Source organism: Nonomuraea sp. NPDC050451 (assembly GCF_044458585.1).
On the sequence record NZ_JBITHZ010000003.1, the window covers coordinates 677,070 to 701,631 of the forward strand.

General features: G+C 70.8%; 26 protein-coding genes and 1 pseudogene. 15 read left to right on the forward strand and 12 right to left on the reverse strand.

The genetic code is table 11. The features are described 5' to 3' along the window. Nucleotides 1-188: 188 nt before the first annotated feature. Nucleotides 189-1,097, reverse strand: coding sequence for an NADP-dependent oxidoreductase (locus ACIBI9_RS14400; protein ID WP_397222454.1), 909 nt, complete (start codon nucleotides 1,095-1,097; stop codon nucleotides 189-191). Nucleotides 1,098-1,239: 142 nt separating this feature from the next. Here ACIBI9_RS14400 and ACIBI9_RS14405 point away from each other — a divergent pair, with 142 nt between their 5' ends. Further along, nucleotides 1,240-1,860: a TetR/AcrR family transcriptional regulator gene (locus ACIBI9_RS14405; RefSeq protein WP_397222455.1), complete on the forward strand. Its 621-nt coding sequence runs from the start codon at nucleotides 1,240-1,242 to the stop codon at nucleotides 1,858-1,860. Nucleotides 1,861-1,998: 138 nt separating this feature from the next. On the opposite strand, the gene ACIBI9_RS14410 is transcribed toward ACIBI9_RS14405, so the two are convergent. The 3 genes from ACIBI9_RS14410 to ACIBI9_RS14420 form a co-directional block, all read right to left on the reverse strand. Next, entirely contained in the window at nucleotides 1,999-2,664 is a 666-nt protein-coding gene (locus ACIBI9_RS14410) for a DUF4097 family beta strand repeat-containing protein (protein ID WP_397222456.1), read from the reverse strand. 342 nt (nucleotides 2,665-3,006) lie between these two features. Next, the gene (locus ACIBI9_RS14415; RefSeq protein WP_397222457.1) at nucleotides 3,007-4,173 is read right to left on the reverse strand and encodes a CU044_5270 family protein; all 1,167 of its coding nucleotides are present in this window, start codon (nucleotides 4,171-4,173) and stop codon (nucleotides 3,007-3,009) included. Further along, nucleotides 4,170-4,700 (reverse strand): RNA polymerase sigma factor, encoded by a 531-nt coding sequence (locus ACIBI9_RS14420; protein ID WP_397222458.1) that lies wholly within the window; start codon nucleotides 4,698-4,700, stop codon nucleotides 4,170-4,172. Before ACIBI9_RS14420 ends, ACIBI9_RS14415 begins: the two co-directional genes overlap by 4 nt. A 306-nt stretch (nucleotides 4,701-5,006) precedes the next feature. Between ACIBI9_RS14420 and ACIBI9_RS14425 the strand changes: the two genes are divergently transcribed. The 9 genes from ACIBI9_RS14425 to ACIBI9_RS14465 all read left to right on the forward strand — a co-directional run bounded on the left by ACIBI9_RS14425 (nucleotide 5,007) and on the right by ACIBI9_RS14465 (nucleotide 12,168). Continuing rightward, complete coding sequence (locus ACIBI9_RS14425) at nucleotides 5,007-5,957, forward strand: SPFH domain-containing protein (protein WP_397222459.1); 951 nt, start codon at nucleotides 5,007-5,009, stop codon at nucleotides 5,955-5,957. A gap of 5 nt (nucleotides 5,958-5,962) precedes the next feature. After that, nucleotides 5,963-6,220: a hypothetical protein gene (locus ACIBI9_RS14430; RefSeq protein ID WP_397222460.1), complete on the forward strand. Its 258-nt coding sequence runs from the start codon at nucleotides 5,963-5,965 to the stop codon at nucleotides 6,218-6,220. Beyond that, entirely contained in the window at nucleotides 6,195-6,842 is a 648-nt protein-coding gene (locus ACIBI9_RS14435) for a GPP34 family phosphoprotein (protein WP_397222461.1), read from the forward strand. Before ACIBI9_RS14430 ends, ACIBI9_RS14435 begins: the two co-directional genes overlap by 26 nt. Nucleotides 6,843-6,987: 145 nt before the next feature. Continuing rightward, entirely contained in the window at nucleotides 6,988-7,884 is an 897-nt protein-coding gene (locus tag ACIBI9_RS14440) for an ABC transporter ATP-binding protein (protein WP_397222462.1), read from the forward strand. Continuing rightward, the gene (locus ACIBI9_RS14445; RefSeq protein WP_397222463.1) at nucleotides 7,881-8,990 is read left to right on the forward strand and encodes an ABC transporter permease; all 1,110 of its coding nucleotides are present in this window, start codon (nucleotides 7,881-7,883) and stop codon (nucleotides 8,988-8,990) included. The genes ACIBI9_RS14440 and ACIBI9_RS14445 overlap by 4 nt, the downstream gene beginning before the upstream one ends. Nucleotides 8,991-9,101: 111 nt before the next feature. Further along, nucleotides 9,102-9,932: a maleylpyruvate isomerase family mycothiol-dependent enzyme gene (locus ACIBI9_RS14450; RefSeq protein WP_397222464.1), complete on the forward strand. Its 831-nt coding sequence runs from the start codon at nucleotides 9,102-9,104 to the stop codon at nucleotides 9,930-9,932. 156 nt (nucleotides 9,933-10,088) lie between these two features. Next, the gene (locus ACIBI9_RS14455; protein WP_397222465.1) at nucleotides 10,089-10,628 is read left to right on the forward strand and encodes a GNAT family N-acetyltransferase; all 540 of its coding nucleotides are present in this window, start codon (nucleotides 10,089-10,091) and stop codon (nucleotides 10,626-10,628) included. Between the two features lie 335 nt (nucleotides 10,629-10,963). Then, nucleotides 10,964-11,791, forward strand: coding sequence for a hypothetical protein (locus ACIBI9_RS14460; RefSeq protein WP_397222466.1), 828 nt, complete (start codon nucleotides 10,964-10,966; stop codon nucleotides 11,789-11,791). Continuing rightward, nucleotides 11,788-12,168, forward strand: a complete 381-nt coding sequence (locus tag ACIBI9_RS14465) for a GntR family transcriptional regulator (protein ID WP_397222467.1) — start codon at nucleotides 11,788-11,790, stop codon at nucleotides 12,166-12,168. Before ACIBI9_RS14460 ends, ACIBI9_RS14465 begins: the two co-directional genes overlap by 4 nt. Before the next feature lie 13 nt (nucleotides 12,169-12,181). Here ACIBI9_RS14465 and ACIBI9_RS14470 read toward each other — a convergent pair whose 3' ends face one another. Next, nucleotides 12,182-12,757, reverse strand: a complete 576-nt coding sequence (locus tag ACIBI9_RS14470; RefSeq protein ID WP_397222468.1) for a hypothetical protein — start codon at nucleotides 12,755-12,757, stop codon at nucleotides 12,182-12,184. A 448-nt stretch (nucleotides 12,758-13,205) separates the two neighbouring features. Between ACIBI9_RS14470 and tnpA the strand changes: the two are divergent. Together tnpA and ACIBI9_RS14480 are read left to right on the forward strand one after the other, a co-directional pair. Continuing rightward, nucleotides 13,206-13,572: pseudogene (gene tnpA, locus ACIBI9_RS14475) on the forward strand (IS200/IS605 family transposase). Next, a complete protein-coding gene (locus ACIBI9_RS14480; RefSeq protein ID WP_397222469.1) occupies nucleotides 13,565-14,785 on the forward strand; it encodes an RNA-guided endonuclease InsQ/TnpB family protein in 1,221 nt (406 codons plus the stop codon). Before tnpA ends, ACIBI9_RS14480 begins: the two are co-directional and overlap by 8 nt. Before the next feature lie 32 nt (nucleotides 14,786-14,817). Here the strand turns inward: ACIBI9_RS14480 and ACIBI9_RS14485 are convergent, their stop codons facing one another. Then, nucleotides 14,818-15,351, reverse strand: coding sequence for a DUF2238 domain-containing protein (locus ACIBI9_RS14485; protein ID WP_397222470.1), 534 nt, complete (start codon nucleotides 15,349-15,351; stop codon nucleotides 14,818-14,820). Nucleotides 15,352-15,530: 179 nt separating this feature from the next. On the opposite strand from ACIBI9_RS14485, the gene ACIBI9_RS14490 reads away from it, so the two are divergent. Next, nucleotides 15,531-16,520, forward strand: a complete 990-nt coding sequence (locus ACIBI9_RS14490; protein ID WP_397222601.1) for a GlxA family transcriptional regulator — start codon at nucleotides 15,531-15,533, stop codon at nucleotides 16,518-16,520. A gap of 151 nt (nucleotides 16,521-16,671) precedes the next feature. On the opposite strand, the gene ACIBI9_RS14495 is transcribed toward ACIBI9_RS14490, so the two are convergent. Continuing rightward, nucleotides 16,672-17,385, reverse strand: a complete 714-nt coding sequence (locus ACIBI9_RS14495; protein ID WP_397222471.1) for an expansin EXLX1 family cellulose-binding protein — start codon at nucleotides 17,383-17,385, stop codon at nucleotides 16,672-16,674. 149 nt (nucleotides 17,386-17,534) lie between these two features. Here ACIBI9_RS14495 and ACIBI9_RS14500 point away from each other — a divergent pair, with 149 nt between their 5' ends. Continuing rightward, nucleotides 17,535-17,903 carry a hypothetical protein gene (locus ACIBI9_RS14500; protein WP_397222472.1) on the forward strand — a complete coding sequence of 123 codons (369 nt, stop codon included), beginning with the start codon at nucleotides 17,535-17,537 and terminating at the stop codon, nucleotides 17,901-17,903. Here ACIBI9_RS14500 and ACIBI9_RS14505 read toward each other — a convergent pair. The 5 genes from ACIBI9_RS14505 to ACIBI9_RS14525 all read right to left on the reverse strand — a co-directional run bounded on the left by ACIBI9_RS14505 (nucleotide 17,879) and on the right by ACIBI9_RS14525 (nucleotide 23,740). Then, a complete protein-coding gene (locus ACIBI9_RS14505) occupies nucleotides 17,879-20,425 on the reverse strand; it encodes an ATP-binding protein (RefSeq protein ID WP_397222473.1) in 2,547 nt (848 codons plus the stop codon). The two genes, ACIBI9_RS14500 and ACIBI9_RS14505, sit on opposite strands and share 25 nt — an antisense overlap. An 84-nt stretch (nucleotides 20,426-20,509) precedes the next feature. Further along, nucleotides 20,510-21,142: a response regulator gene (locus ACIBI9_RS14510; protein WP_397222474.1), complete on the reverse strand. Its 633-nt coding sequence runs from the start codon at nucleotides 21,140-21,142 to the stop codon at nucleotides 20,510-20,512. Next, entirely contained in the window at nucleotides 21,139-22,245 is a 1,107-nt protein-coding gene (locus tag ACIBI9_RS14515) for a sensor histidine kinase (RefSeq protein WP_397222475.1), read from the reverse strand. The genes ACIBI9_RS14510 and ACIBI9_RS14515 overlap by 4 nt, the downstream gene beginning before the upstream one ends. A 3-nt stretch (nucleotides 22,246-22,248) precedes the next feature. Beyond that, a complete protein-coding gene (locus ACIBI9_RS14520; RefSeq protein WP_397222477.1) occupies nucleotides 22,249-22,443 on the reverse strand; it encodes a hypothetical protein in 195 nt (64 codons plus the stop codon). A 112-nt stretch (nucleotides 22,444-22,555) separates the two neighbouring features. Then, nucleotides 22,556-23,740, reverse strand: a complete 1,185-nt coding sequence (locus tag ACIBI9_RS14525) for an FAD-dependent monooxygenase (RefSeq protein WP_397222480.1) — start codon at nucleotides 23,738-23,740, stop codon at nucleotides 22,556-22,558. A gap of 114 nt (nucleotides 23,741-23,854) precedes the next feature. On the opposite strand from ACIBI9_RS14525, the gene ACIBI9_RS14530 reads away from it, so the two are divergent. Continuing rightward, nucleotides 23,855-24,556 carry a TetR/AcrR family transcriptional regulator gene (locus tag ACIBI9_RS14530; protein WP_397222481.1) on the forward strand — a complete coding sequence of 234 codons (702 nt, stop codon included), beginning with the start codon at nucleotides 23,855-23,857 and terminating at the stop codon, nucleotides 24,554-24,556. The last annotated feature ends 6 nt before the right edge of the window (nucleotides 24,557-24,562 follow it).

Here is a 24,562-nt window from a genome sequence, read left to right on the forward strand (position 1 = left end):
CTTTCGGATACGTCGGTCGGCGAGGATCTTGGTGCTGACGGGGGGGCGTGGCGAGGGCGTGCAGGATGATTCCGTTCCACTTTCTGGCGCAGGACCTTGAATGCGGTGGCGAGGTCCGCGTCCGCAATCGGCCGTGGGATCGTGCAGGCGGCGGCCTCGTCGAGCTCGGGCGGGGCGGTGGCTGGGGATCAGGGCAGGAGGACGACCTTGCCCTGGTTGCGGCGGGCTTCGATGTCGACGTGGGCCTGGGCGGCTTCGCCGAGCGGGTACGCCCGCCAGACCGAGAAATCGAACGCGGCGGTGGCGATCAGGTCGGCCAGCTGCGGCAGCGCCTCGGGGAAGCGGTCCTTGGGGTCCATGCCGGTGAACCGCACGCCGTGCTGGGCGAAGGACGGGTCGGCGATGGTGATGACCTTGCCCGCATCGCCGACCAGGGTGACGGATTCGGCGAGCACGCCCGCGCCGCAGGCATCGAAGACGAAGTCCACACCGCTCAAGGCCGCGCCCTTGACCCGCTCGACCCAGCCCTCGCCATAGCGCACGGCGGTCGCGCCGAGGCGGTTGATCCGCTCGATGTCCTGCTCGGCGACCGTGCCGATCACGGCGATGCCGCGGGCGGCGGCCAGTTGCGCCGCGATGGTGCCGACGCTGCCGCCTGCGCCGTGGATCAGCAAGGTCTGGCCCTTCTCGATCCCCAGGTGCTCCAAGGCCCGGTAGGCGGCCTCGCCGACCGTGACCAGGCCGGCCGCGGTCTCGAACGACAGCTGCTCCGGCTTGGCGAACGGCCTGTCCAGCAGTGCATACTCGCTGTAGCCGCCCACCGAAGCGACGCCGAAGACCTCGTCGCCGACCGCGAAGCCCGCGCCCTCGCCGACCTTGTCGACCACGCCTGCCACGTCCCACCCGGGCAGGTGCGGGAACTCGACGGGGAAGGCGTCCCGCATGATCCCGGCGCGGATCCGCACATCGATCGGGTTGACGGCGGCCGCCCGTACCCGGACACGGATCTGACCCGGAGCCGGCTCCGGCGCCGGAACCTCCGACAGGGTGAGGACCTCCGGCCCGCCGTACTCGGAGAAGGTGATCGCAGTGGACATCAGGCACTCCCTGAGGAGGGAACCGCACACGCAAGAATCATCCAGTGCGTGTGATTACCCTGCCTGTGTATCACACACGGTGTGTGATTTGGGATGTGATGTCAATCACACATAGTGTGTGATTGACTGTTAGGGTGGTGGCATGAAGCAGCCGGTCCACCGCCGTCAGCCGACCCCGAGCAACCCGCGCGTCCAGCGCACCCGCAACCGTGTGCTGGCCATCGCGCGAGAACTGCTGCCTGAGGTCGGACCGGCCGGGTTGACCTATGCCCTGCTGGCCGAGCGGGCAGACGTCACCCGCCAGACCCTCTACCGGCACTGGCCGAACCGAGCCGCACTGCTCTTCGATCTCATCCTCGAAGGCCCCGACCTCGGCACGTATCCCGAACCGGGCAGCGACGTGCGCGCCGTGGCCACCGCCTGGCTGAAGAGCCTGCGCGCCGGCGTCAGCGTCCCCGCCATGCGCACCGCGGTGCTGGCCGTCACTTCCCAGGCTGACCACGACCCCGACAGCGCCCAGGCGCTCGTCCGCATCGGCGAAGACCGCCACGCCGCCTTGAACAAGCTGCTGGAGCCTTCGGGCGTCCGGATCAGCGACGACGAATACACCCTGCTGTACGGGCCCGTCCTCGCCAGGCTCTTCCTCGACCGCGGCCAGGTCACCGACGCCTTCATAGACGCCGTCGTGGCCCAGTGGCTCACCACCCTGCAGCGCGCGGGCGCACCGCAGGCGAACGACGGCAGCGGCCCGATGGAGGACTGACCGTCTCGTGCAGGGGCGTGACGGGCGCTGGTCGCACGAACCCGGGCGCAGGGACCGGAACGGCCCCGGTCCACATGGATGGACCGGGGCCGTTCGTCGTCACCGGGCTTGGTCTGCCTCTCTTTCGGAGGCTGCGGGTCACAGGCTGCGGGCGGTGATGTCGCCGCTGGAGGTGGTGGCGTGGATGTCGAGTTCGGTGGTGCCGTCGTTCTTGAGGGCGTTGGTGATGCGGCCGTGGCTGGTGCCGGCGTCCAGGGCGGCCGAGACGCCGGCGGCGGCGGCGATCGAGATGTCGCCGGACTGGGTGCTGAGCACGACCTTGCCGCCAGTGGCCTCGGCGATCCGGATGTCGCCCCGTGCGGTGCTGATCTCCGCGGGGCCGCCCAGCCGGCCGACCTCGACGTCGCCGTCGGTCGCGGTGAGGCGCAGGCTCGCGGTCTCCTCCAGCTTGATCTGGCTGTACGCGCCTTCGAAGGAGACGTCGCCGAGGCGGCCGACGGCCCGGAGTTCGGCGCTGGCCGTCTTGGCCTCGATGCGGGAACCGGTGGGCAGGTTGACCGTCACGTCGATGGATCCGGACGGGCCGAGGTACTGGTTCTTCGCCGTGGCGGTCTCGATCCGCAGGACGCCGCCGGCGTATGCGACCGTGGTCTGCTCGGCCGCCTTCACGTCGCGGCTCTTGGAGGCGTTCGTGGGCCGCACCTCGACCGTGGTGTCGGCCTGGTCGGCGGCGATGAACTGGACGCGTCCCGCGGGGATGTCAAGGACGGCGGAGATCGCGGCGGGGGTGTCGAACTTCTGCATGGTGTGCTCCTTGTGCGGCGTTTCTTTCGATGCCCCTACGATCGCCAACCGCTCTGATACCGGGCTGTCGCCGTCCTGACACCGCCGCTGACATACGGCGGAGAGCAGCCAGCTCCTGGAGACCCTGCCTCGTCGCCGACGCCCTTGGCCACCACGACGGGACCACTGCCGGTCTCCTCAAAGAAGGAGCCGATACGCCGCCGGTGAACACGGAAGGCCACCATCACGTCCTACGCGCAACTCCGGCTGCTGCACACGCTCGCCCCGGGCGGCGGTCCTGCCCAGCTGCCCGGGGCCTTCGCGGTTCGGGTCCTCGGGTTGCCAGGGGGATGACCACCGGTCTCAGCCGACGCAGTCCTTTCGGTCGGTCTGGGTGGGGGCGGGGCACCCCTCGGGAAGCTGAGCGGGGGTATCGGTCCAGGTGGCTCGCTGGTAGACGAGTGCGTGGTAGACGGTTCCCGCGGGCAGCCCCGCGAGCCCTTCGATGCCCGCCGCATCCTGCGACCAGGGCTTCACGACGACGTTCTGCAGCGTGAGTAGCCGGCCGCTGGATTCCTCCACGATGAGTTGCTGCTCGCTCTGCCCGTCCCCTACAGCCTGGGTCCATCCGATGCCGACCCCTAGGCGTCCCTCGGCATCGGGGATCTGGCCGAGGGCGCGGGAGCCGGGCAGGTTGGCCACCATCCGATAGAGGGCCCCGCGGGTGCCCGCTGAGATCGGGGCGTGCTGGAGCAGTTCCAGGGAGATGCCGAGGAGCCAGGAGTCCTTCGTGGGCAGCGAGCTTCCCTCGGGCGGTGACGGCCAGTCCTTCATGGACTCGCTGTAGGCGGGCCAGAACGCCAGCAGGCGCTCGCGCAGCGCGTCCGGCTCCTTGGGCAGATCGAGCAGCTCAGCGGCGGGAAGCGTGATCCCGCCATCTCCGTAGGGCCAGGTGCCGGGCATGAACATGAACCTCGTGCGTCCGAGCGGAGCCGTGTCGTTCCTGCAGTCGGTGTCGTTCCCGCACAGCTTGGGCTTCCCTGCTCGCCGCCACGCCTGCTCCTCTTGTCCGGACGCCGGCACGGTGGGCATGCCGCGTTCGGTGAGCACGGTCAGCGTCGCCGGGTCGCGCGGGGACCATCGGCCAGTCTGGACCCGAGTCTTGATCCGGTACCGGTTGCCCGGCGCGCCGATGATCTCCTCACCCAGGATCAGGCCCTCGGTGTACCAGAACCGCCCGGGCGTCTGCTGCTGCGCGGCCGCGTTGCGGGCCGCCGTGTCCAGCGCGTTCCCGGCTGGACCGGTGGACACGTGCCCCGTGGAGACGCCGGGGTCGAGCAGGCGGGGGAAGGCCAGCACCCCGATCACGGAGGCCGTGGCCAGCGACGCGGCGACTGCCCCGACCCACCGTGCGCGGCCCCGCCGCACCGGCGTGGGCAGCTCTTCCATCCGCGGACGGGGTGAACCCGGCAGGTCGAGGTCGGCGGGCCGGGCCGCTGCCAGCAGATCGAGCGCGTTCTTCCGCTTCACTTGTCCTCCTCCGGGATGAATGCGGGCCGGGGGTCGGCCGCCGTCACGTTGTTCATGGCGGCCTCCAGTCGCCGGCGGGCCCGATGCAACCGGACGAAGAACGCCGACCGCGAACTTCCCACCACCGCGGCCGCCTGCGCCGAGGTCAGCCCATGCCACGAGACCAAGGTCAGCACCTCTTTGTCCGCGTCGCTCAACGTGGACAGGGCTTTCATCGCGGTGGCCCGCTCGGCCACCTGGTCGGCCACGTCCCCCTCCAGCTCCTCGGTCCAGATGCGCAGCGCCTCGTCCAGCGCCGCCCGCCGGAACTCGTCGCGATAGAGCTCGCGGATCACGTTGTGCGCCACACCAAGTAACCAGGGCAAGGGCGCCTTGGCCGGGATGACGTCCCGCCGTCGCCACACGACCACGAACGTCTCGCTGACCACCTCCTCGGCCAGACCGCGACCACATCTGCTCACCGCGTACGCGTACACCCGGGGGCGGTACGCATCGAACAAAGCGGCGAACTCCTCATCATTCAGCACGCAGGCTCCTTCTATGACCCTTACACCAGGTAATGGTCAATGGCGGGCCGGTCTTACATCCGACGCGAGAGACCGTTTCCTCGCAGCTGTACCGCGGGGTCCGCTCGGGCCGGCCCGGAGTCCTGCAAGCACTGCGCGGCGGCTGGCCCTCCGGGTGCGCTCCACCGCCGCGGTGTCGAAGATGCCGCCGAGGGGAGCGCTCACCACACCGACCCGAGCAGAGCTTCTCAGAACCGGCCTTCCACAGTCACCGAAAAAGTGATATCACTTTGCTAGCAGGATGAAGTCACGTAGAAGGGACGGACGATGGCGAACACATCGGGCGAGGCCGCACTTGAGGCCGCCGTCGTGGACATGCCCGCACCGCGCACGAGCGAGCACCCGGTGCGGGCGGCCAACGGGTTCGTGATGCTGGGGGTGGCGATGGCGCTGGACCTGGCCGGGATCGCGCTGCTCGTCGTGGGAATCGTCATGCTCGCCTCGGGGGCCGGGCAGGGCGGCATGTGGGTGCTCATCGTGAGCATCCTGATGATCCTGCTCGGGTTCTTCATGTACTTCGGCCTCACCGCGGTGGCGCCGGGCGAGGCCAGGGTGGTGCAGCTGCTCGGCCGGTACGTCGGCACCCTGCGTACCCCCGGCTTCCAGTGGGTCAACCCGATCACGGCGCGCCGGCGGGTGTCCACGCGGATCCGCAACCACGAGACGGACGTGACGAAGGTCAACGACGCCGACGGCAACCCGATCCAGATCGCGACCGTGGTGGTCTGGCAGGTGCGGGACACGGCGCAGGCGGTGTTCGAGGTGGACGACTTCATGGAGTTCGTCGCGATCCAGGCGGAGACGGCCGTGCGGCACATCGCGGGCACCTACCCGTACGACTCGCACGGCGAGCCGCGGCTGTCGCTGCGGGACAACGCCGACGAGATCAACGAGCGGCTGTCCGCGGAGATCGCGGCCAGGGTGGCCTCGGCCGGGGTGAAGGTCATCGAGTCGCGCATCATCCACCTGGCGTACGCGCCGGAGATCGCCCACGCCATGCTCCGCCGCCAGCAGGCCGGGGCGGTGGTGGCGGCCCGGCAGCGGATCGTCGAGGGGGCGGTCGGCATGGTGGAGATGGCCCTGGCCAGGCTCGCCGAGCACGACGTGGTCGAGCTGGACGAGGAGCGCAAGGCGGCCATGGTCAGCAACCTGCTCGTGGTGCTGGTCGGCGACCGCGACACCCAGCCCGTGGTCAACGCGGGCACGCTCTACCAGTAATCACCGTGGAGCGGAAGAAGATCCTGCTGCGGCTCGACCCGGTGGTTCACGACGCGCTGGCCAGGTGGGCGTCCGACGAGCTGCGCAGCACGAACTCCCAGATCGAGTTCCTGCTGCGCAGGGCCCTTTCCGAGGCCGGGCGTCTGCCTGACGGGGTGGGGCGGATGCGCCCACGCGGACGGCCGAGGAAGGCGCCAGAGGACGGCACAGATCAGGGAGAAGAAGAGGAGCGGGCGGATGGAGACGCGAGTGAAGCAGGGTGAGTCACTGACCCGATCGGCCTTCCTGCTGGCCTTCGACCTGCGGAAGGAGAAGCTGGCCCACCGGAGCGAGCTGGGCTACCTGCTGCGCGCGGCCACCCTCGCCGAGCTGCTGCTGGCGGGCAACCTGGCGGACGAGTCAGGCAAGGCGCGAGCTCTCGTCGCCCCGGCCGCCGAGCCGGGTTCCCTGCAGGCCTTGGTCTGGGAGCAGATCTCGAGCTCGCCGCCCCGCTCGTGGCAGCGGTGGGTGCAGAAGGACAACTGCAAGGCCGTCCGCGTGGTACGCGACGAGCTGGTGGCCGCCCGGATGATCAGTGTGGAGCGGCGCCGGATCCTGCTGTTCCCGGTCGAGCGGATCACGCCGCGCAAGGCGTACCTGTCGCGCAGGCTGGCCGAGCGCGTCGGCCAGGCCATCCTCGGCGGCCAGCCGGTCGGGCGCCTGGACGAGGACGTCCGCGTCCTGGCGGCGCTGGCCACGGCGGCCCAGCTCAAAACGGTGGTTCCCTCCTGGCGGGAGACGCGTCTGCGCCGGGACCGGATCCAGCAGCTGTCCGCGCCCGTCGAGCCGATCGCGACCGCATTGCGCAAGAGCGTCGAGGCGGCCAGGTCGGCGGCGGCGGGTTAGGGCGGCTGACACGACGAATCACGGCGGCTCCCACCGCCGGCTCTCGGGGGAGATCACTTGACCACGTCAATCGAAGCACCGGCCCGGCGCGCCAAGGCGAACGGCTCGGAAACCTCGATTGACCCATGACGAAGGAGAGGACCTGATGCTCGAGATCAGCGAGCTGCGCAAGCGCTTCGCGGGCGGTCCCGACGCTCCCGACGGCAAGCTCGCCCTGGACGGGATCAGTTTCGTCGTACGGCCGGGGGAGATGTTCGGGTTCGTCGGCGCGAACGGCGCGGGCAAGACGACGACCATGCGCATCGCGATGGGTGTGCTCCAGGCCGACTCGGGCTCGGTGAGCTGGCAGGGCCACTCGCTCGGCTACGACGACCGGCGCCGCTTCGGCTACATGCCGGAAGAGCGTGGCCTCTACCAGAAGATGCGGGTCGCCGAGCAGATCGAATACTTCGGCCGCCTGCACGGCATGAGCGCCGCCGCCGCCAAGAAGGCCACCGAGGACCTCATGGAGCGCTTAGGCGTGGCCGAGCGCAGGAACGACCCGGTGCAGGCGCTCTCGCTGGGCAACCAGCAGCGCGTGCAGCTCGCGGTGGCGCTGGTGCACGACCCCGAGGTGCTGGTGCTGGACGAGCCGTTCTCCGGGCTCGACCCGATCGCGGTGGACGCGCTGGCCACGGCGCTGCAGGAACGGTGCAGGGGCGGCGTGCCGGTGATCTTCTCCAGCCACCAGCTCGAGCTGGTCGAGCGGCTGTGCGACTCGGTCGGCATCGTGGCCGCCGGGCGGATGGTGGCCACGGGCACGGTGGCCGACCTGCGCTCGGCCGAGAACGACACGTTGCGGGTGGTCGTCCGCGATCCGTCCCCCGGCTGGGCGGACGGCCTGCCCGGCACGGTCACCGTGTCCGGCGAACGGCACATTCTGCGTACGACGAACGGCGACGACCAGGAGATCCTGCGCCGCGCCAGCAAGGCCGGGCACGTCGAGCACTTCGGCCACGAGCGCCCGACCCTCACCGAGATCTTCAAGGAGGCCGTGGCGTGAACAGGTTGATGCTGGTCGCCCGCAGGGAGATCGTGACGCAGATCCGCACGAAGTCGTTCGTCATCGGCCTGATCATCACGGCCGTGGTGGTGGCGGCCGTCTCCTTCGCGCCGAAGCTGTTCGACGGGCCGAAGTCCTACACCCTCGGCACCGTCAACTCCCAGCGGCTCCCGCTGGAGGCCGCCGCCCCGGACGCGGAGTTTACCTGGCGCGCGTTCCCCGACGAGGCCGCCGCCAAGCAGGCCGTGCTCGCAGGGGACGTGGACGCGGTGCTGGTCAACGGCACCAAGGTGTTGACGGACGGGGGGATCGACGACCAGCTCGGCGTGCTCCTGCAGAGCGTCAACCGCGAGGTGAAGCTCGGTGCCGCCGGCGTGTCGATCCCGCCGCTGCAGGTGGTGTCCGTGGGCGCCGACACCCGCTATCAGGCCGCGCGCACCGGGCTCGCCGTGGTGCTGGTGATCGTGCTCTTCATGCTGCTCATCGGCCAGGTGGGGATGGTCGCCGGCGGCGTGGTGGAGGAGAAGGGCAGCAGGATCGTGGAGATCCTGCTGGCCACGCTGCGGCCGTGGCAGCTGTTCGGCGGCAAGATCGTCGGACTGGGCGTGGTCGGCCTGATCAACCTGGTCACGATCCTGGCGGTCGGCCTGGCCGCGTCCACGGCCTCGGGGGCCGTCGGCGACTTCCCGCCCGGCATGCCCGGGCTGGTGGCCGGGGTGCTGGTGTGGTTCGTGCTCGGGTACGCCTTCTTCGCCACGCTGGCGGGGGCGATGGCCTCGCTGGTCTCGCGCCTGGAGGAGGTCAACAGCGTGCTGATGCCGGTCATCATGGTGATCATGGCGAGCTACTTCGTGGGCTTCTACGCCACCGGCGACCCCACGGGCACGCTGGCCACGGTCATGTCGTACGTGCCGCCGTTCTCCTCGATCGTCATGCCGGTGCGGACGGCCGCGACCGAGGTGCCGCTGTGGCAGGTGGGGCTCTCCATGGCGGCGATGGTGGCGGCGGTGCCCGCGGTGCTGGCCTTCGGCGCCAAGGTGTACCAGCGGGCGGTGCTGCGGACGGGCGCCCGGGTCAAGCTCGGCGACGTGGTCCGCGTGCGCTGAGCGGACGATCTCAACGCCGTCGCATGGAGTGTTTCCATGGACCAGCCGCCCGCACCGGGTCGGCTCAAAATCCGGTTCTCCCTGGACAAGGCCGTTCAGTAGGGTCGGGTCATGACGATCTTCGGTCCGGTCATCGACGTACGTCCCCTGTTCCCACGTGAGCGGCAGGCCATGCTGGACCTGCTGCGTGCCCTGGAGCCGGCGGACTGGGCCGAACCGACGGTCTGTCCAGGCTGGGACGTGCACGACGTCGCCAGTCACGTCCTCAACGACTACATGCGGCGCCTGTCGGGCAGCCGCGACGGGTACGGGGGCGCCGTCTTCGCCGACGACGAGACGCTTCCCGCCTATCTCGCACGGACCAACGACGAGTTCGTCCAGGCCGGCCGCCAGCTCAGCCCGCACCTGCTGATCCACCTGCTGGAGCACCTGGGATCACAGCTGGACGCCCTCTGGGCGGCACGCGACCTGCAAGCGCCCGCCGACCTGAACGTGTCCTGGGCCGCCACGGACGTCGACAGCCCCGCCTGGCTCGACATCGGCCGCGAATACACCGAGTTCTGGGTCCACCAGCAGCAGATCCGCGACGCGGTCTCCCTGCCCGGAGCCACGCAGCCCGATCTCATGGCGCCGGTGCTCGGCGTCTTCGCCCGCGCCCTGCCGCAGACCTTGAGGACGTACGAACGCCCCGACGGCACAGTGGCTCACCTGGAGGTGCTCGGACCGGCCGGCGGACAGTGGAGCGTGGCCTGGCAGGGCGGCCGATGGCGGATGGCGACGCCCGGCGACCGGCCGGCCGCGCGGGTCTCGATGGACCAGGACACCTTCTGGCGGCTGGCGACCAGGGGCATCACCGTCGAGGAGGCCCGCGCACGCTCGACCCGGAGCGGCGACCAGGAGCTCACCGCGGCCATGACGACCTTGCTCGCGGTCGTCGCCTAGAACACCTGGTGTGCTCGCTGTCATTGGCCGAGCGTCCAGTGCTCCGGGTCGGTGGCCGCTTCGTTCACCCTGGGGAGCGATCTGTGTTTCTGGGGGCGGTGTCACGCAGAAGAAAACTGATTGCCTCGGGTACAGGGCTCATGTTGGCTGGGCAGCATGGCTGAACTGCGTACCGATCGCCTCATCTTGCGCCGATGGCGTGACTCCGACCTTGAACCGTGGGCGGCGATGAATGCCGATCCCGAGGTCCGGGAGCACTTGGGCGACCTGCTTACCCGCGAACAGAGCGATGCCTCCGTGTCGCGATTTCAGGCCGAGTTCGACCAGCGAGGCTACGGGTGGTGGGCGGTTGAGGTGGAGGCCACGGGCGAGTTCATCGGCTTCGCAGGCTTGGATGAAGTGGACGACCACATGCCGTTCACAGGAGTGGAGATCGGCTGGCGGCTCGCCCGCTCGGCCTGGGGCCAGGGCTACGCTACCGAGGCTGCGCTGACAGTCCTGGCCCACGGCTTTGACGCTCTCGAGCTTCCTGAGATCCTGGCTGTCACAACGGCCACCAACCTTCGTTCCCAGGCGGTGATGCGCCGGATCGGCATGACCCGGGACCCGGCCGACGACTTCGACGACCCCACCGAGCCCGAAGGGCCACTGCGTCCGAACGTGCTGTACCGCATCGCCCGTGGTGCGAGGATCTGACGTTCTCCGCTGGGGTCGTTTGATCAGGTCCGGACCGCCAAGGTCCCGTTCGGTGCCGGGCGGCAGGCCCAGTTCACCGAGTGGAAGACGCCGGGGCTCGGAGACATCCTCGGCAAGGCCGTCTGGAAGTAGGGCCGGCGGGTTCTGGAACCCGTCCGGGACGCGGCGGCCCAGGAACCCGTCCAGAGTGCCACCCGCCCCCGCCCCCGCCCCCGACCGCCGACCGGCGTCGACGTGAATGGGATCGTCGCCTGCCCGGTCGCACGGCCCCGTTGACTTTGTCGCAAGTTATGACGCAACATGTTGATACAAAGCTTGTGACAAAAGGAGGACGCATGGCGAACAGCTCCATGACGGGCTCCGGCCCACGGTCGTTGGGCGGCCAGTGGGCGGCGACCTGGCTGGTGCGGCACGGTCTCGGTGACGGCGTGCCGACGCCGTTGCTCACCGCGCGACTGGCCGCGCGCTGGCGGGCCCGGCTTCTCGGCAATGTCCTGCTGGCCGTGCTGTTCGTCGCGGCCGCGCTGGTGCAGGTCACCGACCGCCTGGCTACTGCCGCATCCGGCGGGGTCGGGCCGGGCATGTCGACGCCGGTGCTGGTCCTGAGCGCGTCGATCGTCGCGTTGCTGCTGGTCCGTACGTTGATCGACGCCTGGGTACGGCGCGTCGACCGGGAGGCCGGGGCGGCGCTGGCGCGGCGGGTGGCCCATCCGGTGCAGCCCGGCTGGCGGGACCTGCTCGGCCAGCCTTACGCGGTCTTGGTGGTGGGCACCTTCGCGGGTGCGTTCGCGCTGGGGGCCGGCGCACTGGCCGTCGGCGAGGGCGCCGCGCGGCAGGCAGCCGTCGTGCTGCTGGTCGCCGTGGCCGGGGTCGGCGTGGGCGCGGTGCTGCAGTTGCGCGAGCTGCTGGCCCGGCCGGTCGTGGCCGAGGACGAGGTCTCCCTGACGGCCGACGTCATCATGCGCATCGAGGACGCGCGAGAGAGCACCGCGCCGAGCGTGCTGTGGGCGCTGCCAGTGGTGTTGCTGTCCGGGTACGCGCCCGGCTGGTGGGTCGCCGCCTCCTTCGGCTTCCTGGTGGTGGGCGTGGCCGCCTACATCGCCGTCCATGTCAGGACACCGTGTGTCGCGGCCATGGCGCGACACATGGTGGGCGTCCGATGATCGTCATCGACGCGGGCTCGCCGGTGCCGCCGTTCGAGCAGCTGCGGGCCCAGCTCGCCCGGCAGATCCAGGACCGTACGCTGACCGTGGGCTCCCGGCTGCCCACCATCCGCCGGCTGGCGGCCGACCTGGGCCTGGCCGTCAACACGGTTGGCCGGGCCTACCGGGAGCTGGAGGAGGCCGGGCTGATCGAGACCCGCGGGCGGGCGGGCTCGTTCGTGTCGGCGTCCGGCGAGGAGGCCCGCGAACGAGCTCGCCAGGCGGCCGCCGACTATGCCGCCGTCGTGGCGAGTGTCGGCATCGACAGGAACGAGGCGCTCAGCATCGTCGAGGCGGCCCTGAGGTCCGGCTTCGCGGCGGCGCCCGCCTCGTCGTGAGGTCCTCGTATCCTCATCCGTGAGCCTCCGGCAGGGCCTCGCGGACGAGCCAGGTCAGCCCCGCGAGGAGATGGACGCGCCACCAGTAGGGGTCGTGGCCGCCGACCCATTCCTCGTGCCGATGGGGTATCCCGGCCTCGGCCAGCGCCGAGGCCAGCCAGCGTGCGCATTCGCGGAAGCCGGGGCCGCCCTCCAGCGTGCCGGCGGCCAGATAACGGGGGATGCGGACGCCGGCGGCGGCAGGTTGGTGGCTGAGCGCCACAGCCGCCGCGATGAGGTCCGGCCGCCGGTCGGCGGCGGCCAGCGCGAAGCTCGCGCCGTTGGAGAACCCGGCGTTGATCACGTACGTGACCTCGTCAAAAGTGGGCAGGACCTCCTCCACGGCGAAGGCCAGATGCACGGTGAAGCGGTCCGGGTCCATTCCCGGCAGGTACTCCCTCGTCCGGCCGTCGGGCCATGGATCGGGGGTCGTGTCGCAGTGCAGGCCGGCCAGTACGAGGGGCGGCAACGCCCCGGAGGCGATCGCCGGCTCCAGCACGCGGGCGTACTCGGGCACGGCCTGCCCATCGGCGAACAGGCACACAGGCATCGGCCCCGCGGGGGCGGATCCGGACCGAAAGCTGCCACAGGTCGTCGGCGCCCTTCACCGGCCACATCGGCAGTTGGACGCCCGCGACCAGGCGCGGCTCGGGGCCCTGCCAGAGCACGACGTCGATCCCGGTGGGGTCCTCAACCCCGGGGCCGGTACAGCCGCGCGAGCTGACGGTCGTGCAGGCGGGTGAGGAGCAGGAGGGACGTGACGGCGCCGATGAGGGCGCAGGCCATGTCCCATCAAGTCGAAGGCAGGGGACCGCTCCCTTCAGGGGAGCGGGGGAATGCCGAGCGGGAAGGCGCTCTAGCGCCTGAGCGTGCGTTAACCTGCGGATTTCGGCTTTCAGAAACCGCTGCTCCTATAGGAGCGCAGATCTTAAAATGATCGAGTGTCTCGTCAGGTGCGCACTTCTCCCGGTGCGGCGTACGACCTGGGCTACCACGTGGTGTGCCCCCAGTACCGGCGCCGTGTCCTGAACGGCCAGGTCAAAGCCCGGCTGGAGGAGTTGATCCGCGCCAAGGCCGCAGAGCCCGACTGGGAAATCATCGCCTTGGAGGTGATGCCCGACCACGTGCACCTGTTTGTGGGGCCGCACCAGAAGCACTCGCCCTCGTACGTGGCCAACCAGTTCAAGGGATTCGCCTCTCACCACCTGCGCCGAGTTCCCGCACCTGCGCGCCCGGCTTCCGACGCTGTGGTCACGCTCGTGCTTTGTGGCGAGCGTGGGAGCGGTCAGCGCGGCGAGCGTGCAGCGCTACATCGAGACCCAGGACGGGCGTGTCCCCGACAACAGCGGGGCCGCTGATGCGTAGGTCGTTCAAGTTCCTGCTGCGTCCCACGGTCAAGCAGCAGATCATGCTGACGGCGATGCTGGACGATCACCGGGCGCTGTACAACGCGGCGCTGCAAGAGCGTCGCGAAGCCTACCGCCGGGTGAAGATCTCGATCCGGTACGGGGAGCAGTCCGCGCAGCTGACGGAGATCCGCGCCGATGACCCGGCAGGCCAAGGCCGCTGGTCGTTCACCAGCCAGCAGCAGACGCTACGCCGGTTGAACAAGGCGTTCGAGGCGTTCTTCCGCCGTGTCAAAGCGGGTCAGAGGCCTGGCTACCCGCGGTTCAAGGGGCGGGGCTGGTTCGACACGGTCACCTTTGTGGAGGGTGACGGCGCGAAGTGGGACTCCGAGCCCCGCCACCCCGGTGCGACGTTCGTGAAGCTGCATGGGATCGGGCAGGTGCGGGCGCATCAGCATCGTCCGGTGCGCGGCCGGGTCAAGCAGATCGAGGTCAAGCGGGAAGGCTCCCGCTGGTTCGTGGTCGTCTCCTGCGACGATGTGCCCGCTGTGCCACTGCCCGCGACCAGCCGCGAGATCGGCGTGGACATGGGCGTGGTTCACTTCGCCACCGCCAGCGAGCCGATTGCCGGGGTGACCGACGAACACGGCCACATCCCCAACCCGCGCCACCTCAGGACCGCGCAGGAAGAGCTGGCGGCCGCACAGCGCGCCTACGCGGGCACGACACGCGGTTCGCAGCGTCGCCGCAAGGCAGCGCAGAAGATCGGCCGGATTCACCGTGCGGTGGCCCGGCAGCGAGCCGACCACGCGCACAAGACCGCGCTGGCACTGGTCCGGAACGCGGACGTGATCGTGGTGGAGGACCTGCGGATCGCCAACATGACCAAGAGCCCCAAGGCCAAGCCCGACCCTGAACAGGCGGGCGTGTTCCTGGCCAACGGGGCAGCCGCCAAGGCCGCACTGAACAAGAGCATTCTGGACGCGGGTTGGGGGGTGTTCCTGGGCATCCTCGCGCACAAGGCTGAAAGCGCCGGTCGAGAGCTGATCCCGGTGAACCTCGCCAACACCTCCCGCACCTGCCCCCAGTGCGGGCACGCGAGTGGAGAGAACCGCAAGGTCCAAACCCATTTCGCCTGCGTGGCATGCGGGTATGCCGCCAACGCGGACGTGGTCGGGGCGAGCAACATCAAGAGGGCCGGGCTGGCCCTCCGCGACGCCAGCGCGGTGTAGCGAGAAGCCCCCTCGTTTACGAGGGGGAGGAGTCACTGGGTGTCCCACTGGTCGCCCTGGACGGCGAGGAAGGCGTCGGCCGCCTCCCCGGCCGCGAGCGCCGACCACCACTCCAGCATCTCGAAGAAGGCGCTGAAGGCCAGGCAGACGCAGACGGTCAGCGGGGCCAGCCACGCGCTGCCGCGCAGGGGAGACGTCCGCGCCAGCACCTCACGGAACAGGATCGCGGGCACGAATCCCTGCATCAGATGGCCGATGCGGTCATAGGGGTTGCGCGACAGCGCCAGCACGTCCTGCAGCCAGTGCCCGAACGGGACCCGCGCATAGGTGTAGTACCCGCCGACGATCAGAACCAGCGCGTGCACGGCCAGCAGGCAGCACAGCAGCGTGGTGAGCGGGAAGCGCCGCCAGAGCACCACCAGGAGCGGCAGACCGCCGATCACCCAGAAGGTCTCCAGGAGCCAGGTGAGCCGGTCGTAGGGCCGCACGCCCGAGACGACCAGAGCGATGAGCACCACGGCGGCCAGGACCAAGGGCAGCCGCCGGGCGGCGGAAGCAGGAGTCATGCGATCAGCCTCGAAAGCGGTGGGGGTGAGAGCACGGCACAGTACCGGAAGCGACAACCTCGCGGTCAGACGGCACCGCGGCCCGCGCAGGCGAAAACGACCAAACGCGCCCCTATGTCCGGATCCGTGGAATAGGCGTCCTTGTGGACATTCGTTGTGCGCCACAGACTACCCATGTGATGACGAATCGGTCCGACGAAGTGGTCTTCGCTGTGTCCGACGGAGTGCTGCTGCTCGATGTGGCCGGCCCCGTTCAGGTCTTCAACGACGCCGGTGGGTATCGGGTGCGGCTGGCTTCGCCGGACGGGCAGCCTGTTCGCAGCGACGTCGGCATCTCGCTGAGCGTGGATCGCGCGCTGTCGGATCCGGACCTCGCCGTGGACACGCTGGTCGTGCCGGGCTATCCGAGGGGGTCGTCAGGAGTCCTCGGGTCCGCGCTGGTCGACAGGCTGCGGGAGCTGGCGCCGCGGGCCTGGCGGGTGGTGTCCGTCTGTACGGGCGCGTTGCTGCTCGCCGAAGCCGGGCTGCTCGACGGCCGGCGGGCCACCACGCACTGGGATGCCTGTGCCGAGTTCGCGGCGCGGTTCCCGAGCGTCACGGTGGAGCCGAACGCCATCTACGTACGCGACGGCTCGATCGTCACGTCAGCGGGTGTCACCGCCGGGATCGACCTCGCGCTGGCGCTCGTCGGGGAGGACCACGGCGAGGAACGGGCCCGTGCGGTGGCCAAGCACCTCGTCGTGTTCCTGCAGCGGCCCGGCGGGCAGCGCCAGTTCAGCGTCCCGGGCGCCGCTCCCGCACCGCGCAACCCGACCGTACGCCGGGCGCTCGACCTGGTCGCCGCGGACCTGTCCGCGGACCATCGCCTCACCACGATGGCCGCCGTCCTCGCCGTCAGCGAGCGTCACCTGACCCGCCTGTTCCGCCGTGAGCTGGGGTCGACGCCGGCCCAGTTCGTGGAGCGGCTGCGGGTGGAGGCGGCGCAGGCGCGGCTGGAGTCCGGGGACGCCGTCGTGAGGGAAATCGCCAGGGCGTGCGGCTTCGGCTCGCAGGAGACGATGCGCAAGGCGTTCCTGCGGGTGCTCGGTGTGGCGCCGTCGGCGTACCGGCACCGGTTCCGGCTGTCCGGCCACCGGCCCGTAGCGGATCCTCAAGCCAGAGGAGTGTGATCACGCCCCCGCCCGCGCCGGTCGACGGGATCGTCGCCCATGCGAAGTCCGATCCGCGCAAGGCTCCGCCGATGACCCCGCCCGGCGAGATCCTGCACCAGCGGCGCCCGTCCCCGCCGTACGAGAGACTCCGGCGGGACGACACCCGCGTTCAGTACATCTTCGTGGTGGTGCGCTGGACGGCGGCGGGAGTCAGGCGGACGCCGTTGGCGGTGACCCGGTGGCCGCGGGTGTCGGTGACCCGCACGGAGAAGGGGCCCTGGCCGGCGCCGGACTCGGCGACCCAGTAGTTGTAGTCGGCCCGGGCCAGCTTGCGCCACGCGCCGCCGGCGGACTTCACCTCGACCGAGGTGAGCGGGTTGCCGTGGTCGATGACCAGCAGGGCCAGCCACCACTGCGACGAGCCCTCCTTGACGCGGAAGGCGAGCGGTTTGGCGAGCTTCGGGTTGGCGGCAGGGCTGTAGGTGACCCCCACCATGCCCTTGCCGGGGTCCGCGACGCGGGCGAAGGCCTTACGGCTCAGGTCGATGTGCCCGGCAGGGCATTCCGGACACTGGTCGACAACCTTGACCTGCACGGAGCCCTTCGGGCCCTTGACGTTCAGGTAGCCGCCGCAGGCTCTCGCGGCGGCGTACTCGCTGCGGGAGAGCGCGACGTAGAGGTCGCCGGCGGGAGGCGACGGATAGGAGCAGTTGCCGCCCCCGGAGCGAAGTTCGTAGAAGGTCGCCTTACCGCTGATCGCCTTCGCCCGCGCACTGGTGGCCGCGTTGCTCTCCCCGCTCCGGCCGGATCGGGCCAGGGCGGAGGCAGGGAGGAGCGAGGTCGCGGCGAGCGCGGCGGCGAGAATGGCAGTTAAGCGTCGCATCCACGTGTTTCCTCTCGTATGTGATGGATGTGACAGTAGCGAAATCGGTATATCTCGGTACGGTAAAGCGTCAGATCTTCCGTGATATGTCCGGGAAATAGCCGGTTATTGCCCTGGATGTTCGGGCGGTGGCAATCGACACTCGCGTCATGAAATCGATGACGAAAGCACTGCTCGCCGGATCGGCGCTGGCCTGCCTGACGCTGGCGGGCACGACAGGCACGGCGCAGGCGGCCACCGGACGGCTGACGTTGATCAGCGGGACCGCCAGCGTCAGTTTCGTCTACGGGACCTGCCAGCCGCCCCGGGACTACCCGGTGGAGCTGTTCCAGGTCGACACGTTCGACAACCAGCCGGTTCCCGGCTGCCAGGCCGTGCTCACCGGCCGTTCGGGCGCGAGCCTGGTGCTCTGCGTGGGGCGCGGGAGCGTGCCACCCGAGCTCCGCCAGGTGCTCGGCGTCCGGATCCAGCCGGGCACGGCCCCGCCGTGCGCTTACGGGCCGGCCGCGGGCAACTGATACGAATCGGCCGACGCCAGGTGGGCGCGGATGCTCTCGGCGTCCACCCCCGCCTCCTCGGTCCGGTCGATGCCGAGGGCGGACAGGATGGCCAGGGCCTCGGTCCAGTGGCGCCGGGCGTGGTCGTGCCGGCCGAGCGCGGCGTGGGCGTGGGCGAGGCCGTCGTGGGCGCGGGCCTGGTCGCTCGGCTGGCGCAGGTCCGAGGCCAGGTCCAGCGCCTGGCGGTGGCAGTCGAGCGCCTGGCCGGCCTGGCCGCGTACATGCTGAAGCCGGCCCATGCCGTGGAGGGCTTCGAACTGCCAGTTGCTGTTGCCGATCTCGCACGCCAGACGGAGGGCCTGGTCGTAGCAGTCGTACGCCTGCTCGTACCGCCCTTGGACGCGGTGCAGGTGGCCCAGGCCGTTGAGGCTGTCGAGCTCGCCGAGCCGATGCCCGGTGCCGCGGGCCAGGCCCAGGGCCCGCGTGAAGTAGTCGGTGGCCGGGTCGTGGGCGTCCTGCCCGAGGTGGATGAAGCCGATGCCGAGCAGCGCGCGTAACTCGCCGGTGCGGTGGCCGATCGAGCGGGCGATGACGAGAGCCCGCGCCAGCTCGTCGGCGCTCTTCTCGTACCATCCCATGATCCGGTGGACGTTGCCCGCGGCGATCAACGCGTCCAGCTCACCCGTACGGTGACCGATCGCCCGGGCGATGTCCAGCGCCTGCGCGAAGTGCTCGGAGGCCCGCGCGTACTCCCCCTGGAACCCGCGGACCATGCCGATGCCGTTCAGCGCCCGTAACTCGCCCGCTCGATGGCCGATGGCGCAGGCGATGGCCAGGGCGCGGGAGCTGTCCTCCAGAGCCGCCTCGTACCGGCATTGCATCTGACGGATCTCGCCCAGCCCGAGGAGGGCCTCCAGCTCGCCCGTACGGTATTCGGCGGCCCGGGCCGCTGACAGCGCCCGCTCCAGGAGCGTCTCGGCCTCGGCGTACCGGCCGCGGGTGCGCAGGCACCGGTGCAGGGTGGCCGACAGGTGCCGGACGTGTTCGGAGAACCCGTGCTCCGTGGCCAGCTGCGCGAGGCTGAGCAGGTTGGACAGCTCGGCCTCGAGCCACGCGCCGGGGTCGGCCACCGCGGGCGGCGCCACCTCGCCCGGCGCGAGCCGCGGCCGCATGTCCGCCTCGTAGGGATAGAGGAGGTCCATCGCCGCCGACGCCGCGCGGCTGTAGTGGTTCAGCAGTCGCGCCGACGCGGCGCGCCGGTCGGACTCGGGCTCTTCGCCGGCGGCCCGTTCGGCGGCATGTGTCCTGATCAGGTCGTGGAATCGGTAGCGGCCCGGGACCGGTTCCTGCAGCAGGTGGACCTCCAGCAGCCGATCCAGCAGCGTCGAGGCCTGCTTGACGGTGGTGGCCAGCAGCGCGGCGGCCGCGTCGGGCGCGAGGTCCACGCCGGGATGCAGCCCCAGCAGCCGGTACGCCCGCCGCTCGGCGGTGGTGAGCTCCTCGTAGGACAGGTCGAGCGCGGCGGTGACGCTGTGCTGCCCGGCCCGCAGCTCGTTCAGCAGGTGCTGATGCTCTTCCAGCCGCTGCAGCAGGTGCCGAACGCTCCAGGCCGGATGGGCCTTCAACCGGGCCGCGGCCAGGCGGATGGCCAGCGGTAACAGCCCGCACCGCCGTACCACCGAGGCCAGCACCTCCCGCGGCACGCCCGCGACCCGCTCCTCGCCGGCAGTGCCGGTGAACAGCGCGATCGCGTCCGCGAGCGGCAACACGTCGACCGACACCGTACGGGCGTCGTCCAGCCCGACCAGCCGCCGCCGGCTCGTCACCAGCACCAGGCAGCCGCCCGCCCCCGGCAGCAGCGGCCGCACCTGGGCCTCGTCGGCGGCGTTGTCCAGGACGATCAGCATCTTCCGGCCGGCCAGCACGCTGCGATAGAGCGCGGCCCGGTCGTCGAGGTGCTGCGGAATCGACTCCCCGGGCACGCCCAGCACCCCCAGCACGCGGGCGAGCGCGTCGGCCGGGTCGGCCGCGGCCATGCCCCGCGTGTGGCCGTGCAGGTCGACGAACAGATCACCGTCGGGAAAGCGCGGAGCCAGCTGGTACGCGGCATGCACGACCAGCGCGGTCTTGCCCACCCCCGCCATGCCGTCGATGGCGGTGACCACCACCGTGGCCACGTCACCGACGTCGTCGAGAACGGCCAGCTCCCGCGCCCGGCCGACGAACGCCGCCGCGTCGGCGGGCAACTGCCGGGGTGTCGGCCGCGCGCTCTCCTGGAAGCCGTTCGCGGCGCGCGTCAGAACGGACACCTCCGCGGCGTCCAGGCCCAGTGCCTTGGCCAGCGACCGCACCGACGCGCTGCGTGGCCGCCGCAACTCATCCGCCTCCAACCGGCGAACGGTGCGGACGTTGAGCCCGGCACGCGCCGCCACCTGCTCCTGAGTCAGCAGCGCCCGCTCACGCCAGCCCCGTAACAACGCGCCCAGGCCCGGCCCCCCGACCGGACGGCCCGCCTCGGCACCGTCGCGTACTCCTGACGGCATGAACCCATCTCCCCATGGTCAGCTGTCCGGATCAAGAACGAGCCTATGTCATTCTTCATCGGCCTGCTGGCCCAGGCGGAGGCGCTACAGCAGGTTGTCGCGCGCGTACGCGGCGGCCTCCGTGCGGTTGCGGACGCCGATCTTGGCGAAGGCGTTGTTGATGTGCGTCTTGACGGTCGTCTCCGCGATGAAGAGCGCCGAGCCGATCTCCGCGTTGCTCAGACCCCCGGCGACGAGCCTCAGCACCTCGACTTCCCGTACGGTCAGCCCGTCGGGACACACCGAGACCGGCGGCGGCGCGGCGCGGGACAGCGCCTCGACCAGCCGGCGGGACACCGCGGCCGAGAACGTCGACTGCCCGGCGGCGGCCGAGCGCAGGGCGGCGGCGATCTGCGCGCGCCCGGCGTCCTTGGTGAGGTAGCCGCAGGCCCCGGCCAGCAGGGCGGAGTCCACGGACCGGTCGTCGTCGTACGTCGTCAGCACCACGACGGCCACCTCCGGATGCTCGCGGGCGATCCGCCGGGTGGCCTCGACACCGTCCATCACGGGCATGCGCAGGTCCATGAGCACCACGTCGGGGCGCAACTCGGCCACCAGGCGCAGGGCCTGCTCGCCGTCCCCGGCGTCGCCCACCACGTCCACGTCGTCGACCAGGTCCAGCAGCGCCACCAGGCCCTCGCGCATGAGCTGCTGGTCGTCCACGACCAGGACCTTCACTCCGGCACCTCCGCCCGTACCTCCCACAGGCCCTCCGACGGTCCCGCGTTCAGGGTCCCGCCCGCGAGCGCCAGCCGCTCGCGCATGCCCTGCAGACCGTGCCCGGATGACGGCGCCGCGCCCGCGGCCGCGTACGGATTGCGCACCATCAGCCGGACGGCGCCCTCACCGTAGCCGATCTCGACCGTGACCGGCTCGCCCGGCGCGTGCTTGGCGGCGTTGGTCAGCGCCTCGCGTGCCGTACGCAGCAGGCAGACCTCCGCCGCCGGGGTGATCGGCCGCCGCGTGCCGGTCGTACGCAGCTCGGCGGGCACGTCGTGGTCCCTGCGGTGCTCGGTGACCAGCAGGCTCAGCGCGTCGGGCAGCGGCGGCACGTCCTCGCGCAGCGCCGCCACCGCCGAGCGGGCCTCGACCAGCCCTTCCCTGGCCAGCGCCCGCGCTCTGCGGACGCGCGCCACCGCCCCCGCCACGTCGCCCCGCTCGGTGAGCATGGCCTCGGCCACCTCCAGCTGCACCCCCAGGGCGCCGAGGGAGTGCGCGAGCACGTCGTGGAGCTCCCTGGCGATGCGGGTCCGCTCGTCGAGCGCCATGGCCCTGGCACGATCGTGCTGGGCCTGCCGGTACTGGCGCCGCTGCAACGCGAAGAGGACGGTGAGCATCACGACCGTCCCGCGGACCACGATCGCCGATCGCGGCTGCTCCCACCACAGCAGGCTGCCGGCCATGAGCGCCAGGTCGGTCACGGTGACCGCGACGATCGCGCCCATGCTCGGCGTCATGTGCGCCGCGAACAGCAGCAACATCGCGAACACGAACACCGTGGGCGCCGACTCGGCCGACCCCGACACCGACGCCGCGACCGCCGAACCCGCCGCCAGCAGAGCCACGGCCACGCGCGGGAACCGGCCGTCGAGCAGGACGAAGGCCAGCCAGCACGCCATCGACACGCCGAGCGCAGACCACATCAGCGCGGGGAAGCGATCCGGCTCGGCGACCACGAGCGACCAGGCGAGGACCAGGCTCAGCAGCAGCCTGACCAGGCGGCCCGTCTCGGGGTCGTCGGCCGCCAGGAGCCGTACGACCCGCGCCCACACCTCTCGCATCGCCTAGCGCGAGTCCTTCAAGGTCAGAATCATGTCCACCAAGATAAGCCGGAAGGCCACGAATCCGACGACCACCAGCAGTGCCACGACGACGATCGCGAGCAGGAACTTTCCGTTCATCTTTCCCCCGTTGGCGTCCAGGAGCCGGCGCAGCAGTTCGAGCCAGAGGCTGCCCGGCTGTCCAGAGTGCTTGTCCATACCTGGGACGGTAGGGACGGGGCGGGGTGGAGCGGCACCTCCGAAGGGTGGAGCGCGGGGTGGAGCGCGGGGAACTCGCCCGTGACGGATGTCGCCGCAGGTGCCGTCGCGGTCAGACGGCCACGGGGGTGAGCTTGCGGGACGGGGTGAGCCGGTTGCGGACCCATGAGGCGGCGGCCGCGGCCGGCCAGAACCGGCTCGCCAGGTTGCGCGCGACGATCCCGGCGCGGGTGGCGGGGACCATCATGGCCGCGGCCGTCGCGACGTTCCCCTGACGCGGGTTCACCAGGGTGCGGTGCTGGGCCTCGTACCGCGCGAAGGCCGACTGCGGGTCGGCGGGGGTGGCGGCGAGTTCCTCGGCGAGGGTGTGGGCGCCGGCCATGGCCAGGGTGGAACCGTCGCCGAACAGTGACACCGACGAGGCGGCGTCGCCCAGCAGCGCGACGCGCCCCTTGGCCCAGGAGTCGAGGCGCACCTGGCTGACGGAGTCGAACCAGAGGTCGTCGGTGGCGCGGGCCTGCTCCAGCAGCTCGGGCACGCGCCATCCGTCGCCGGCGTAGGCGTCGGTCAGGATCCGCTTGTGCTGCGCGAGGTCGCGGTGGTTGAAGCCCCGCACCTCCGGGTGACGGAAGATGAAGGCCGCCAGGGCACGGCCGTGGACGGGGTGGACGGAGGCCAGCCGGCCGGGGGCGTTGTGCAGGACGACGTCCTGCTGGTTGTCGGCCGGGCCGTCGAGCTGCATCGTCGCGACGTAGAGCCCCATGTGGCGGACGAACTCGGACTCGGAGCCGAAGGCCAGCCGCCGGGTCATCGAGTGGAGCCCGTCGGCTCCGATGACGAGGTCGAACCGGCGCGGCGCGGCCTTGTCGAAGGTGACGTCCACGCCGTCGCCGTCCTGGCTCAGCGCGGTCATCGTGTCGCCGAACAGCACCTCGGCCGAGTCGCGGCTCGCCTCGTACAGGATCGCCGCCAGATCGGTACGCGTCACCTCCACCTCCCGGCTGCCGGACGCCTGCTGCAGCGCCCGCATGTTGACCCGCCCGACCTGGCGGCCGGAGGCGTTGACGAAGCTCATCGCCGTCACTTGCGTGGCCGCCTGGCGCAGTCGTGGCATCACGCCCATGCGGTCGGCCACATTCACGGCGGGGCCGCGGACGTCCACGGGGTTGCCGCTGGAGCGCAGGCCCGCGGCGCGTTCGACGATGGTGGGCCGGAAGCCGTGCCGCGCCAGCCAGTACGCCAGCGTGGTGCCGCCGATGCCGGCTCCGGAGATCAGGACTGTCGGGTTGGCCTTCATGACTCACTCCTTGGGTTGCCGTGGTTCGACGTGACCATATGACGAGATTCGAAAGTTAGTCAATCGCCAGTTAGTGAGTTGACCAGATTTCGCATTTGGTCATATGGTCTGCGTGTGAGTGCCGAACGACTCCGAGACCCGCGGCAACGAGCCGAGCGGGCCGCACGGATCCTCGACGTGGCGGCGGACCTGCTGCTGCGCCACGGCTACCGGCGGGTGACCATCGACGACGTGGCCGCCGGGGCCGGCATCGGCAAGGGGACCGTCTACCTGCACTGGAAGACCCGGGAGCAGCTGTTCAGCGCGGTCTTCGCGCGTGAGGTGCTCCGGGCGATGGACGAGCTGCGGCAGGCGCTCCGGGAGGACCCGGGGGCATGTCTGCTGCACAGGTTCGCGCGTACCTACTTCCTGGCCATCGCGGACCGGCCGCTGCTGCTCAGCTTCCTCCTGGCCGACCCCGACCTGGTCGGCAAGCTGACCAGCTCGCCCGACCCCGCCCGCGACGAGCGCCACGGCGCCATGGCCCGCGACTACCTGGGGCTGCTCGCCGGGCACGGCCTGCTGCGTGACGACATGAGCGTCGAAGAGCTCGGGTACGCCTACCAGGCGACGTTCGAGGGGTTCCTGCGGGCCGGAGGCGCCTCGGACGGCAGGGAACAGCAGGCGGACCTGCTCGCGCGGACCGTCCGGCGGGCATTCGAGACAGAGTCGGCGGCCCCTGAAGGCACCCTGCGGGACGTCGCCGCGGCCGTGGTCACCTTGCTCGGCGATCTGATCGACGCCGACCGCGCCGAGTCCGGCATCCCCGAGGGGTAGACCGCC

What these genes read in the sequence shown, in the direction of transcription:
- ACIBI9_RS14400 (WP_397222454.1), bottom strand. Translation starts at nt 1,097, where the DNA reads ATGTCCACTGCGATCACCTTCTCCGAGTACGGCGGGCCGGAGGTCCTC.
- ACIBI9_RS14405 (WP_397222455.1), top strand. Translation starts at nt 1,240, where the DNA reads ATGAAGCAGCCGGTCCACCGCCGTCAGCCGACCCCGAGCAACCCGCGC.
- ACIBI9_RS14410 (WP_397222456.1), bottom strand. Translation starts at nt 2,664, where the DNA reads ATGCAGAAGTTCGACACCCCCGCCGCGATCTCCGCCGTCCTTGACATC.
- ACIBI9_RS14425 (WP_397222459.1), top strand. Translation starts at nt 5,007, where the DNA reads ATGGCGAACACATCGGGCGAGGCCGCACTTGAGGCCGCCGTCGTGGAC.
- ACIBI9_RS14435 (WP_397222461.1), top strand. Translation starts at nt 6,195, where the DNA reads ATGGAGACGCGAGTGAAGCAGGGTGAGTCACTGACCCGATCGGCCTTC.
- ACIBI9_RS14440 (WP_397222462.1), top strand. Translation starts at nt 6,988, where the DNA reads ATGCTCGAGATCAGCGAGCTGCGCAAGCGCTTCGCGGGCGGTCCCGAC.
- ACIBI9_RS14450 (WP_397222464.1), top strand. Translation starts at nt 9,102, where the DNA reads ATGACGATCTTCGGTCCGGTCATCGACGTACGTCCCCTGTTCCCACGT.
- ACIBI9_RS14455 (WP_397222465.1), top strand. Translation starts at nt 10,089, where the DNA reads ATGGCTGAACTGCGTACCGATCGCCTCATCTTGCGCCGATGGCGTGAC.
- ACIBI9_RS14460 (WP_397222466.1), top strand. Translation starts at nt 10,964, where the DNA reads ATGGCGAACAGCTCCATGACGGGCTCCGGCCCACGGTCGTTGGGCGGC.
- ACIBI9_RS14465 (WP_397222467.1), top strand. Translation starts at nt 11,788, where the DNA reads ATGATCGTCATCGACGCGGGCTCGCCGGTGCCGCCGTTCGAGCAGCTG.
- ACIBI9_RS14470 (WP_397222468.1), bottom strand. Translation starts at nt 12,757, where the DNA reads ATGCCTGTGTGCCTGTTCGCCGATGGGCAGGCCGTGCCCGAGTACGCC.
- ACIBI9_RS14480 (WP_397222469.1), top strand. Translation starts at nt 13,565, where the DNA reads ATGCGTAGGTCGTTCAAGTTCCTGCTGCGTCCCACGGTCAAGCAGCAG.
- ACIBI9_RS14485 (WP_397222470.1), bottom strand. Translation starts at nt 15,351, where the DNA reads ATGACTCCTGCTTCCGCCGCCCGGCGGCTGCCCTTGGTCCTGGCCGCC.
- ACIBI9_RS14490 (WP_397222601.1), top strand. Translation starts at nt 15,531, where the DNA reads ATGACGAATCGGTCCGACGAAGTGGTCTTCGCTGTGTCCGACGGAGTG.
- ACIBI9_RS14495 (WP_397222471.1), bottom strand. Translation starts at nt 17,385, where the DNA reads ATGCGACGCTTAACTGCCATTCTCGCCGCCGCGCTCGCCGCGACCTCG.
- ACIBI9_RS14500 (WP_397222472.1), top strand. Translation starts at nt 17,535, where the DNA reads ATGAAATCGATGACGAAAGCACTGCTCGCCGGATCGGCGCTGGCCTGC.
- ACIBI9_RS14505 (WP_397222473.1), bottom strand. Translation starts at nt 20,425, where the DNA reads ATGCCGTCAGGAGTACGCGACGGTGCCGAGGCGGGCCGTCCGGTCGGG.
- ACIBI9_RS14515 (WP_397222475.1), bottom strand. Translation starts at nt 22,245, where the DNA reads ATGCGAGAGGTGTGGGCGCGGGTCGTACGGCTCCTGGCGGCCGACGAC.
- ACIBI9_RS14520 (WP_397222477.1), bottom strand. Translation starts at nt 22,443, where the DNA reads ATGGACAAGCACTCTGGACAGCCGGGCAGCCTCTGGCTCGAACTGCTG.
- ACIBI9_RS14525 (WP_397222480.1), bottom strand. Translation starts at nt 23,740, where the DNA reads ATGAAGGCCAACCCGACAGTCCTGATCTCCGGAGCCGGCATCGGCGGC.